Annotated in this window: 10 protein-coding genes; 7 read left to right on the top strand and 3 right to left on the bottom strand. The window is 49.4% G+C overall.

Annotated elements, in window-relative coordinates; genetic code table 11:
* The first annotated feature begins 46 nt into the window (after window positions 1–46).
* The 3 genes from lspA to CRO57_RS01265 all read left to right on the top strand — a co-directional run bounded on the left by lspA (window position 47) and on the right by CRO57_RS01265 (window position 3,014).
* A complete protein-coding gene (gene lspA, locus CRO57_RS01275; RefSeq protein ID WP_097151598.1) occupies window positions 47–547 on the top strand; it encodes a signal peptidase II in 501 nt (166 codons plus the stop codon).
* 86 nt (window positions 548–633) lie between these two features.
* Complete coding sequence (locus tag CRO57_RS01270; RefSeq protein WP_097151597.1) at window positions 634–1,350, top strand: hypothetical protein; 717 nt, start codon at window positions 634–636, stop codon at window positions 1,348–1,350.
* A 482-nt stretch (window positions 1,351–1,832) separates the two neighbouring features.
* Window positions 1,833–3,014 carry a porin gene (locus tag CRO57_RS01265; protein ID WP_170955900.1) on the top strand — a complete coding sequence of 394 codons (1,182 nt, stop codon included), beginning with the start codon at window positions 1,833–1,835 and terminating at the stop codon, window positions 3,012–3,014.
* Window positions 3,015–3,250: 236 nt separating this feature from the next.
* Here CRO57_RS01265 and CRO57_RS01260 read toward each other — a convergent pair whose 3' ends face one another.
* Window positions 3,251–3,994: an SOS response-associated peptidase gene (locus CRO57_RS01260; RefSeq protein WP_097151595.1), complete on the bottom strand. Its 744-nt coding sequence runs from the start codon at window positions 3,992–3,994 to the stop codon at window positions 3,251–3,253.
* Between the two features lie 135 nt (window positions 3,995–4,129).
* On the opposite strand from CRO57_RS01260, the gene CRO57_RS01255 reads away from it, so the two are divergent.
* The 3 genes from CRO57_RS01255 to CRO57_RS01245 all read left to right on the top strand — a co-directional run bounded on the left by CRO57_RS01255 (window position 4,130) and on the right by CRO57_RS01245 (window position 6,342).
* Window positions 4,130–4,639, top strand: coding sequence for a hypothetical protein (locus tag CRO57_RS01255; protein WP_097151594.1), 510 nt, complete (start codon window positions 4,130–4,132; stop codon window positions 4,637–4,639).
* Window positions 4,640–4,784: 145 nt separating this feature from the next.
* Window positions 4,785–5,231 (top strand): NUDIX hydrolase, encoded by a 447-nt coding sequence (locus CRO57_RS01250; protein WP_097151593.1) that lies wholly within the window; start codon window positions 4,785–4,787, stop codon window positions 5,229–5,231.
* Between the two features lie 121 nt (window positions 5,232–5,352).
* A complete protein-coding gene (locus tag CRO57_RS01245) occupies window positions 5,353–6,342 on the top strand; it encodes a DUF3179 domain-containing protein (protein WP_097151592.1) in 990 nt (329 codons plus the stop codon).
* A 36-nt stretch (window positions 6,343–6,378) separates the two neighbouring features.
* On the opposite strand, the gene CRO57_RS01240 is transcribed toward CRO57_RS01245, so the two are convergent.
* Together CRO57_RS01240 and smc are read right to left on the bottom strand one after the other, a co-directional pair.
* A complete protein-coding gene (locus tag CRO57_RS01240) occupies window positions 6,379–7,041 on the bottom strand; it encodes a glutathione S-transferase (RefSeq protein ID WP_097151591.1) in 663 nt (220 codons plus the stop codon).
* Between the two features lie 1,376 nt (window positions 7,042–8,417).
* Entirely contained in the window at window positions 8,418–11,921 is a 3,504-nt protein-coding gene (gene smc, locus CRO57_RS01230; protein ID WP_097151589.1) for a chromosome segregation protein SMC, read from the bottom strand.
* Between smc and CRO57_RS24335 the strand changes: the two genes are divergently transcribed.
* On the top strand, window positions 11,921–12,391 hold the full coding sequence (locus tag CRO57_RS24335; RefSeq protein ID WP_141401147.1) for a hypothetical protein: 471 nt from the start codon (window positions 11,921–11,923) through the stop codon (window positions 12,389–12,391). The genes smc and CRO57_RS24335 overlap by 1 nt on opposite strands.
* Window positions 12,392–12,470: the final 79 nt, after the last annotated feature.

Genomic DNA, 12,470 nt, shown 5'->3' with positions numbered 1-12,470 from the left:
TCAGCCTTCCGATCCTTGAGGCTCTTTATCATATCTGGAGTTTGATGTGTCTGTGCGATTGACCGGCTTTATCATTGCAATGGTTGCCTTTGTCAGTGATCAAGCCTTTAAATTCTGGATGCTTTTCGGCTTTGACATTCAATCGCATATGCAGACATTCGGCCCAGTGCGTATCGCTCCTTTTTTCGATCTTGTTCTGGTTTGGAATCGCGGCATTTCCTATGGACTTTTTCAGCAAAACAGTGATTTGGGCCGTTATATTCTTGTCGCCATCGCCATCCTTGCCTCACTTTTCATCAGTGTTTGGATCTGGCGCAATCATGACCGTCTGATTTCAATCGGATTGGGATTGATTCTCGGTGGCGCCCTCGCAAACGGTCTTGACCGTCTTTACTACGGAGCCGTAGTGGATCTGTTTCACTTCTACTGGGGAGAATTTTCCTGGTATGTGTTCAATCTTGCAGATGTATGGATCGTTGCAGGGGCGGCCATACTGATATATGACTCTTTTTTGGGATCTGGTCGCAATGGTGCCGCAAAGCTGTGATCTGTCACCGCAAAGGCTTCGACCATAGTTTGTATTTGCGTATCCGGTGATACTGCCAATCACCATTCAAAGTAAGGCAACATGTCATGAAATCTTCTGTCCGAATTGATTATAAAACCGCATCTCGGTTTGGTCTTGGTGTTGGATTGGCTTTTGGTCTGTCAGCTTGTGCAAATGGTATTGGCGGCACGACCTATGGCACCGGGGTTTCTCAGGAAGAAGCACTGCTTAATGACATTCAAGGCATTGCGGCTGTTTCGTCTGGAGACAAAAATCAGGCGCAAATTGACTATTCATCGCGCCCGGGTCTGGTTGTGCCACCGCAAAGTTCCCAACTTCCCAATCCTCTGAACGCATCGAACACCGGTCGCTTGGTTAATGCGGCAGACTGGCCAAAAGACCCCGACTTGCTTCGCAAGGCTTATCATCAGCGGTTGGAAACGATGAATGATCAGGAGCGGAAGGCTCTGCTTGAGGCAATCCGTCGTATGCCTCCCGAACAACGTGCTTACATCATCAAGAATGATCCGCGCGTGACTTCCTTCACCCAGATTGAGGAGCCAGACTATAGAGAACCTGGCAAACTGAAAGAATATAATCAAAAAGTTCGTGAGAGGTTGGCAGCAATTAATGCAGCCAATGGCAAGTCAGGTGGCAAATATAAACGCAAATATCTGACTCAACCTCCTGAAAAGTATCGTCAACATTCTCCTGAGGTGCAAAGAGAACTCGACAAGGTAGCTGTCGAAGGACCTGAAGAGAAAGAGTCCAAAGGACTATTTTCCAAATTGTGGCCATTCTGATTGTCAGCACGTCACTTTATCGAACCGTTTAAAGCTCGTCCTCTGGCGAGCTTTTTTTCAAATCATACCAGACTTATTCAACCGTGCTTCTTCTTGCCAGAGGGAATCATGTCAAAGTGTTTCTTTCCCTTGGTGAATAAACCAACATTGTCCGCCCTGATCCGACTCGATTTGTTGGCGCAATAATTGTCCAGCTCACAGAGGACTACGGGAATCCACGATGACAGATCAATCATTTCAGGTGTTTCCCTCCCCTTTCTCCGTTAACCAATCAGTAACAAAGTGGCAGATTTCCGGGGTTCTTTGCTGTTTTTGTGTTTTTTGTGCAACAGTTAGGTCAAATGGATCTGGGGGAAACCAGCTAGCAATTGATCCCGCTCCAAAAAGGAGTATTGTCACCCTTGTCGCAAGCAGATGACCCCATCGGACTGACTGGAACGGTCTCTGCGAAAAAGTTCTTTATGACAAGAAGGTCAGAAACAATGAACATCAAGAGCCTTATCCTTGGTTCCGCAGCTGCTCTGGTTGCCGGTGGTGCTGCTCAGGCAGCTGATCTGCCAGTAGCTGAGCCAGTAGATTACGTTAAAGTATGTAACGCTTATGGCGCTGGTTATCACTTCATCCCAGGTACCGATACCTGCCTGAAAGTTTCCGGTTACGTACGTGCTGAATTCCGCTTCAACGAGCGTAAAGGTGGTCATACCAACAATCTTCCAGATAACAATGACCGTGCTGACAACAAAACCAACATCTATGCAAAAGCTTCTTTGGAATTCACTGCTAAAGAAGAGACAGAGTTGGGCACTTTGGTTGCTTACATGCGTCTTGAAGGTGCTACCGACACCGGTACTTCTGGAAGCAACCTGACTGCAAATGACGGTTTCAACAAATACTATCTGTCTATCGGCGGTCTGTATGCTGGTCTGACCGATTCTGCTGCTAACATCACTTCAACCGACGTTGGCATGTATGGTTCCACCATTGGTGACCATGACACCGGCGCTATCGGCTACAACATGGATCTTGGCAATGGCGTAACTGCTACCCTTGCTCTGGAAAACAGCCAGCGTGCTGCTATTGCTGGTCTTGCTGGTGCAACATATGCAGGTCAAACTCTTCCTGATGTAGTAGCTGCTCTGTCTGTTGCTCAGGGTTGGGGTTCTGCTAAAATTGGTGGTGCCATCCACACCATCAATTATGACGGCGTAGCTGTCTCTCAGGACAATGACATCGGCTACTATGTAGGCGCTGGCGTTAGCTTCAACCTGGATATGCTGTCTGCTGGTTCTTCCATCGGCTTCTCCGCTGGTTACGGCAAAGGCGCAATGGGCTTCGTTGGTGGCACCAATGACGCTACCTGGAACGGTACTGACTTCAAGCTGAACTCTGCTTACAAGCTTGGCGTTGCTCTGAAATATGCTTGGGCATCTAACTTCAACACCGTTCTGACCGGTTCTTACCTCAGCTACAATGACAATGCTAGCACCGCTGACTACAAGTCTTGGGATGCTGGTTTCATGGCTGAATATCTGCCAGTGAACAACCTGATCGTTCGTGCTGGTGTTAAATACAGCAAAACCAACTGGTCTTCCGCAGCAAATGCTGCTGGTCGTCAAGACGTTGGCACTTGGGAAGGCAAACTGCGTCTGCAGCGTAACTTCTAATCTGAGTTCATCTTAGATTGTCAGGAACCCCGGAGGAGCAATCTTCCGGGGTTTTTTTTGCCTGAACGAAACTTATTCAAATATAATATTAAAGCGAAGCTATCCGCTCTGATCTAGCCTGCCCTTCTTTTATCATGGATGGTGTGAGTAGCTGACAGACTTCGCGAAACATGCTGAACGACTTCCCTGTCATCCCATATGCACTTTTTTCCAAAGCATCATATGCAAGCCTTGTTTCAAAACAGCTTCAATTGCTTTGATGCTGTTTCTTGCTGGCAATCATTGGTACTGGCATCCTTGTCAATCTCCGCTCTATCAAGCAACTTTGAATGGTCATTGGTCACTTTGTTCACATCCTTGGCAACTGGAGTGATCGAGAGATAATCTTCCCTTTGTGCTTTTAGCAAAGGCGTGATCTCATCGGCTCGGCCAGAACTCGTGTCCAACCAACGAGAAAAATCAACCTGCTCGAGCATGACTGGCATCCGATGATGCACCTGGCTCATTGTTTGATTGGAAGCGATCGTGAGAACAGCAACACCGTCTTGCTCCTCCCCATTTGGTCCCATCCAGGTTTCCCAGATTCCTGCTATTGCTATGGGTTCACCAGTGGTGGTGGTCATATAATAAGGCTGCTTGGCCTCTGCCTTTCTATTCCACTCATAGAAACCACTGGCCGGTATAAGACAGCGGCGGTAACGCAAAGCATTCCGGAAGGAGGGTTTCGTGGCAGCGGTTTCCGCTCTGGCATTATTAATCAGAGAAAAACTGGATGGATCTTTTACCCAATCGGGCATGAAAGACCAACGCATCAGAGCAGCCTGTCGCCGTGTATCGTTTCCCAGAATTGTCAGAATCGGTTGAGTGGGGGCAATATTATACCGAGGGGGCATATCATGCAGGCCAGGAAGCTCTCCATTCACACCGAAAAAGGCGAGCAGATCTTCCCGATCAAGTGCCACGACAAAACGACCACACATGCTGCCTCCTATTTTTGCAACTTCGATTAATAACAATGGCTGTTTTTTTCATTTGGCGCACTTCTTGTCAAACATTTGGAAACCATGTTCTGCTTGAATCGAGTGGATGGGATAGTTTCAGCGGTAGGCAGGCTTATGCAAAAGGCACACTCGGTTCCAGAGGATGCTGTTCTAGAGGCATCAAATATCAATTCCGCCACTTTGTTGGCGACGGATTACCTCAACCATTTCAATGAGGTATTGATGCTGATCGAAATGCTGCCCAGCATGCCGGACTGCGCTGAGGATGTTTTTTCCTGGCAACAGATGAGCTATTGCGATTATTTTCTGCAATCAACATTCAAGGGTAAGGATCTCGCCATCTCGATCTATGAGCATGTTGATACTGACCTGAAAAGCCAGTTTGAACTTCTCATAGGCAAGATCAATGAAAAGGTTTTTGGTCTTATTGAAGCCATTGCCGCCTTGAATGGTGATATGAGCCAAAGCAATTTCGAGCCTATTGCCTTCATGGCAACAACAGAAATTCGACCATTGATCGATCAGGCAAGCGCCTTGATCAATGGAAGCCATAGCGAGACCGACTGGATGCTAGCTGTCGATCATCCAACAGCGCAGGATGAAATTGACCGTCTGTTCGATTAGAATTACTCTCAGCTTCCATTTAATGCACTTCTCACAATCGTTGAATCGTGAGTAGTGCTTTAACCCTTTGATCCAAAGCGAGTTCTTATCCGAAAAGTGCTTCAACTTTTCGGGAACACGCTCTAAGCAATCCCAAACCGTGACTATGCCCAGATCCCGAGATTATCCCACTCGCCCATTTTTAGGGGTAAGCGCTGTTGTTCAATCCGATGCAGGTATCCTGTTGATTGAACGGGGCAAACCACCTTTGATGGGAAGTTGGAGTCTTCCGGGCGGTTTGGTAGAAACCGGTGAACAACTGGAACAAGCGATCATACGCGAAATGCGGGAAGAAACCGGGATACAATTCACTCCGCATCACATAGCCGATCTCGTCGAAATTATTCGTACTGATAAAGATGGCAAAACCGAACGTCACTATGTCATTGCTGTCTTTTATGGAACCAGCGATGTGGTAGATCTGATTGCTGGTGATGATGCTTCGACAGCTGAATGGGTGCCCATCGAAAATCTTGCAGATTATCCGCTGACCGAAGGCACGTTGGATGTGGTCAAGAAGATATTGAACACAGTTGAACGATCTTTTCCCTGAATTTCTGCCGATCATCCTTCCTTGTAATCCATACCTCACGCTGCTTTGAGCAGGTGTGATTTGCTATTTTCTGCTCTTTTGTCATGCTGGCTCACACATATCATCGATGAAGGGCCGGATTATGAAAGTGCTATCCTCAACACTCTTTGCTCTCCTGTTTTCCCTTGTCAGCATTTCAGTGGTCACAGCCAATCCAGCTCGCTGGACACTTGAAGGCTGGAAAACCGACTTTGAAAAAAGCAGCATCTCCTTTTCAGAAATCCTTTCTGGCGGTCCTCCAAAAGACGGCATCCCATCCATCGACTCCCCGAAATTCCAGCCCGCTTCATCCATCAAGACACTTGGCGATCGCGACCCTGTGATCAGACTGGACATCAAGGGTGATATCCGAGCCTATCCGTTGCAGGTGCTAACATGGCATGAGATCGTCAATGATGTGGTGGGTGGCGTTCCTGTTGCCGTGACCTACTGCCCGCTTTGCAACGCTTCCATCGCCTTTGAACGCAAAATTGACGACCAAATTCTGGAATTTGGCACCACAGGCAAGTTACGCAACTCAGATCTCGTTATGTATGACCGCCAGACAGAGAGCTGGTGGCAGCAATTCACGGGAGAAGCAATCGTTGGGAGCTTGCAAGGCACAGAATTGACCATGATACCGGTTCGTGTCACCAGCTTCTCCGATTTCAAGACGGAGCTACCAAACGGCAAAGTTCTGGTTCCTAATCAACCATCAGCTCGACCCTATGGTAGAAATCCATACGTCAAATACGATAGTCGTAACACCCCATATCCCCTGTTTACCGGAGACTTGCCAGAAAATATCAATCCCATGGCACGGGTGGTTGTATTTGCAAGTGGGGGCAAGCGCCAAGCCGTCATGTTGGCCAAAATTCGCCAAACAGGAAGCCTGAAAATCGGAGATATTTCCCTGAATTGGGAAAAAGGTGTGGCCTCAGCTCTGGATAGTGCTGATATCTCCAACTCTCGCGATATTGGTGGTGTTCGAGTAACTCGTGAGAAAGGCGGCAAAGCTGAAGATCTTGTCCATGATGTCACCTTTGCCTTTGTTTTCTATGCTTTCCACCCAGACGGACAGCTTCTGCAATAGAGATTATGAGGGCGTATCGCCGCCCTCAACAAGGCTCTATGCTTCATCTTCTTCGACTATCCAAGGCTCTTTTAACGCCTCAGTCACCCATTCCTGCCAAGCGGGCAAGCCTTTCATGGCTTTGCTATAGGCCGATATGGCGGGGTGATTGCTGAGTTCATAGATTTCCAGACGATTGACAACAGGCGCAAACATCGCATCGGCAATGGTGAAATGCCCAAACAGGAATGGGCCACCTGACTGCTCCAGGCATGTTGACCAGATCTGCTCAATACGCTTCACATCCTTGCGCACTGCATCTGAGACTTCAATTGCCTTGACTTCCCGACGAATATTCATTGGACATTCCGAGCGGATCCCCATGAAACCTGCATGCATCTCAGACGCTAGCGCGCGGGCTTGGGCCCGAAGAAGCTGATCCTTTGGCCATAGATTTTTCTCGGGATATAGATCTGCAGCGGTTTCCAGAATTGCCAGGCTTTCGGGAATGGTCACCGGCTCCTTGCCATCTTGTTTGATAACGAGAGTTGGGACTTTCTTGGTTGGAGAGAACTCGATGAAATGTGCATGCCCAGTGCTTTCATCAAATCGGGACAATCGTTCTGCAAACGAAATGCCCGCCACCTTTAGAGCCAGCCACGGTCGCAAGGACCATGAGGAATAATTCTTGTTGCCAATATAGAGGGTGAGGTCCGTCATCATTTTCTCAGTCATTTTGGAAATTATGCATGCGAGCGCATGTCAGGTAGGGAACATGTAATCTCGCAGAGATTTTGCGCAGAACCAATAGACAAAAAAGCGAAGGGCCAAAAGCTATTGCTTTAACCGTTCGAGATTACGGCCCCTTTGTGTGTTATCCAGAACGTATAATTGAAAAGTATCAGTGATCTGCAAGTGCGTTTGCCTGTTGCAATTCCTCAGACCACACTGGAAATACATATAAAGAGGTGAGGAAGGAAGAATACCCGACCCCAAGAGCCCTATCCGATGGGTGCGCGTCGGTGGATAGGCCTCTTCCTGTTGGCTTTTCTTCCTTCCTCCTGCCCTTCCAGCTGATAAGCCAAGGGCAATTCCAAATCATTCCTCAATAGCGCCGCAGATAACGTATATTGACCCAACCAATTGATTTATTTGACCAATGGCTAGTGGTAATCTTACACCAGTTCTTTCTGCACCTTCCTTTTCCGAACACTCCGCAATAATTGGAGGCCAGCCGATAGGTGATAGAATATTTATGAGAAGGTCCGGACCTTACATTGAGATGATCCCATTCAGGAACAGACACACAATGACGTCGATTACCCAATTTATCGCCCCAACGATAATAGCGTTGCTGCGTACCCGGTGGTGCATAACGCAAACTCCCACGCACCGATGGTTCCCCATATTCCGGACTTGCATGCGCGGATCTCCCCAAAATACTGATCAGCAAACACAGCATTGTCATTGGTAGATTTCGCACTATTTTGAACTCCTGATACCTGGCATATAATTTTCAATGCTCATATTTATGAGATGCGATGGGAGGCAAAATGGTTCAAAATTATTTCATTTTTCACGGGATCAGCTTCATCATGACAACAAAAATTTCATGATACTGCCTCTCATATTTGCAAAGCCGGCATTTTGTAACTACCGATCAGAACCCGGTTTTGCAGTCAAAGTGAATGGTTCTAAGCCGCATTCCGATCCGCTCATATCTGATACCATCGTTCTCTAAATCGATATGGCGAACAGCCAGGACCGGTGAGCATATATGGAAGAGCAACGGCCTATGCTGTGAACAGTAAAGCTGCAAGGATTTTACTGGAGACACTGATGGTCATTGAGACCTCTTAAAGCATTTCTCATAATTGTTGAATCGCGAGCAGTATTTTAACTCTTTGATATAAAAAGAGTTCTTATCCAAACAGTGCTCCAACTTTTCGGGAACACGCTATAGCCGTTCAAATTCCAAGCTTTCGCCAAAATCCAAGCCTTTGGTAGTGTACAAAGTTGGAAATTCTTCGCCTTTTATGGCTATTGAAACTCTATCTGGTCTGGAAAAGTCGTCAAATTGGAACGCTTCAGCTCAATCAGACATGGGGATGCCCGGGGGGAATGGATGAAACGGCCTTGGCATCATCTTCCTGTATCATCTCTTCTGCGATTTCAAGATTGACCGATACAAGCTGTGAGATACCGCGTTCTGCCATTGTCACACCAAACAGGCGATCCATACGCGCCATGGTGATCGGATTGTGGGTGATGGTCACAAAACGGGTGTCCGTCAATTTGCGCATTTCTTCCAGCAAATGTGTGAAGCGCTCCACATTGGCATCATCCAATGGCGCATCGACCTCATCCAATACACAGATTGGTGCCGGGTTGGTCAGGAAGACAGCAAAGATCAGAGCCATTGCGGTCAGAGCTTGCTCGCCACCTGAAAGCAGTGTCATTGTCTGCGGTTTTTTACCAGGAGGGCGGGCAATGATATCAAGACCTGCTTGCAATGGATCTTCGGCTTCGGTCAATTGAAGCTCCGCTTGACCGCCACCAAAGAGCTTGGAAAAGAGCGATTTGAAATGTTCATTGACAATATCAAAGGATGCCAACAAGCGTGCGCGCGCTTCCTTATTGATATTGAAAATGCCAGTGCGCAATTTCTTGACGGCTTCCAGAAGATCGTCGCGCTCGGTTTCCATTTCGGTCAATCGATCTGAAATCTCAGTCGCTTCTTCATCTGCACGCAGGTTCACACCACCCAAACGCTCTCGCTCATTCTTCAGACGGTCCAGCTTCCCTTCCACGCTTGGCATGGCTGGCAGCGGTGCTCCAGGTTTAAGCTGAGCAAGTTCGAAAGTTGCCGCAGGCGAGCATTCCAATGTTTCAACAATAAGTCGCTCGACATCCAAACGGCGATTGATCATGCCGTTCAAGCGTTCTTCTGTCCGACCTTTGATTTCACGCGCTTGAGCCAAAGCTTCCAGGGCCTTCTTGGCTGCGTGGTCTGCTTCCATAGCGGCTCGCTCTGCCTCCACCAACTTATCGCTGGCCTGCTTCTGTGCTTCTTCAGCTTTGCCGATTTCGCTCAGCAGGCTGCGGCGCTGCTGTTCAATTTCATCAGGCGCTTCCTGCAGGGAACGGCGCTCTTCCTCATTCTGTGTCAGTCGACCTTGAAGAATAGAAATCTGATCATCAGCGTTGGAGGCACGGGTTACCCAACTCTCGCGCTCCCGCTCAATTGCAGCCAAACGACGCTGACGCAGCTCGCCTTCACGTGTCAGACCCTGCACATAGGCACGGGCTTCTGCCACCTCTGCCCGTTTTGCGCTTTGTGACAGTCGCGCTTCATCACGTTCGATCTGAAGCTCGGATAGATCGGGCAAGTCAGTCAATTGTTTTTGTGCTTCGATCAGAGCTTCATCGGCTTCCTGACCATCTTCCTTCAAACGTTTGCCCGTTTCCTCCAAAGACGCTTTTCGAGCCAGCAACTGATTGGCTGCCTGCTCGGCTCTTGCCAGTTCATCCCGCAATTGCGACAGCTTTTTCTGACTATCTCGCCATTGACCACGGGCGCGCTGCTCTGTCGTGGCAAGATGGCCCACCTCTTCGCGCTTTTCATTAAAGACAGCGCGAGCGTGGTTGAGATCATCACGTGCCGCATCAACCTTGGCTTCCAGCTCTTCCAAACGATTACGCTGTTCCAATCGTTGAGCTGCCGCAGTTGGAGCTCCCGCTTGAATGACGAGACCGTCCCAGCGCCAGAGATCACCTTTACGGCTTACCAGTCTTTGCCCCTGCGCCAACTGCTTTTGCAGCCCTGCGCCATGGCCTTCGCTTACCAAACCAATCTGTTTCAAACGTCGCGTCAGTCGGTTCGGGCCTGTGACATGATCTGCGAGACTTGGTAGATCATGAGGCAACCCCTGATCACTCTCAGGTATGATCATGTCTGCCCAGTGGATACCAGCTTCTGAGCTCAAGGGCGCATCAAGATCATCACCTAAAGCAACGCCGAGGGCTGTCTCGAAGCCAGCATCGACTTTCAAACTATCAAGGATTGGTGGAAAGCGAGCATCTCGACCTGCATTGACGACTTTGGACAGAGTTTTGGCTTCGGTATCCAGCCGATTGAAAATGCTTTCGGCTTCAGCGCGGGCACGGCGAGCTTTCGTCTCGGCGTCGCGTCCCGCCCCCACCTTTGCAGTTGCCTGCTCGGCTATCTGTTCGGCTTGCTCCAAGTTTGTCTTGGCCAGTTCGATTGCTGCGCGTTTCTCATTCAGTCCAGCGTCACGTTCCAGCTTTTCAATTACTTGAGCCAAATCCCGTTCGCAAGATTGCATTTGCTGATTCAACTTGTCCTTGCGGCTTTGAGCTGATTGTACTGCTTGCTGAAGCTGGCGTTCGGTGCCCTGTGCTTCCGCCAATTTCGCAACGAGGCCAGAGGCTTCGCTCTCAGCCTTGCTGAGCAACTTCTCAAGATCTGAGAGATCACTTGCTGCCTTTTGCGCTGTTTCTTCGGACGCAGCTTCTTCGGTTTTCAAAGCAGCTTCTTCATCATTCAGAGTTTTGAGGATGGTGGTATTTTCATCAATCAATTTCTGCTCACGAGCAGTATCGGCTTTGATTTGTTCAATTCGTCTGTCCAGATCAGCAAGCTTTTCACGGACGCGTTGTTCTGATTGGTCCAGCTCATTCTTTGCCAGCGTCAACCGCTGCATACTGGCTGCTTTTGCAGCTTGTTCGTCTCGCAACTCAGGTAAGACATGCGCGGCCAATGCCTCATCTTTTGCTGTTTGAGCCTGGATGGACGTCGCCTCGGCTACTGCAAGATCAGCCTTGCGCAGCTCTCCTCTTGCCTCTTCTTCCTTGTCCTTGGTCTCTTGCCAACGCAAGTGATAGAGGGTGGCTTCCAGCTTTCTGATTTCCGAGGACAGATTACGATAACGGCTAGCTTGCCGGGCCTGACGTTTCAAACCATCGAGCTGACTGGCAATCTGTGCCATGACATCTTCTAGGCGCTCGAGATTGGTCTCGGTTGCTCTCAGACGCAGTTCAGCTTCATGACGACGCGAATGCAAACCGGAAATACCGGCAGCTTCTTCCAATAGTCCACGACGTTGCGTTGGCTTCTGACTGATGATTTCACCGATTCGGCCCTGACCAACCAGAGAAGGAGAACGGGCGCCGGTCGAAGCATCGGCAAAGAGCAATTGTACGTCTCTTGCTCGTACATCCTTGCCATTGATCTTGTAATTGGAGCCGCTTTCACGCTCAATACGGCGCGAGACTTCCAGATCGTCCGTGTCATTGAAACCAGCGGGTGCCGTGCGATCAGCATTGTCCAGATAAACGGTCACTTCCGCGGTATTGCGCGCGGGTCGATGGGTAGAGCCAGCAAAGATCACATCATCCATACCGGACGCACGCATATTCTTGTAACTGTTTTCCCCCATCACCCAGCGAAGAGCTTCCACCAGATTGGATTTGCCGCAGCCATTGGGTCCGACCACACCAGTAAGACCCGGTTCAATCAGGAAATCCATGGGTTCAACAAAGCTCTTGAACCCCAAAAGGCGCAATTTGACGAACTTCATTGGCAGGTACTCCTGCCATTTTTATCGCTCACGGCTATTTGTCGCTGTGCGACAGCCTGCGCGGGCGCGGCGTAAAAACGCCGGTCACCTATCGGTTCCCGGGCACAGGATATCTGTACCCGATTGCTATCGCTCACGGCTATTTGCCGCTGTGCGACAGCCTGCGCGGGCGCGGCGTAAAAACGCCGGTCACCTATCGGTTCCCGGGCACAGGATATCTGTACCCGATTGCTATCGCTCACGGCTATTTGTCGCTGTGCGACAGCCTGCGCGGGCGCGGCGTAAAAACGCCGGTCACCTATCGGTTCCCGGGCACAGGATATCTGTACCCGATTGCTATCGCTCACGGCTATTTGCCGCTGTGCGACAGCCTGCGCGGGCGCGGCGTAAAAACGCCGGTCACCTATCGGTTCCCGGGCACAGGATATCTGTGCCCGATTGTTATCGCTCACAGTCAGTTGTCGCTGTGAAACGATGGGTTGAGAGCGAATATAAGAAAAGCGCCCTCCCATGAGGGAGCGCGCTTGTTCATGTCCGGTCACGGGCCGC

This window comes from Cohaesibacter gelatinilyticus, assembly GCF_900215605.1.
GTDB classification, from domain to species: domain Bacteria; phylum Pseudomonadota; class Alphaproteobacteria; order Rhizobiales; family Cohaesibacteraceae; genus Cohaesibacter; species Cohaesibacter gelatinilyticus.
Note: the sequence above shows the minus strand (reverse complement) of the source record. Positions and strands in the feature narration are given on the sequence as shown.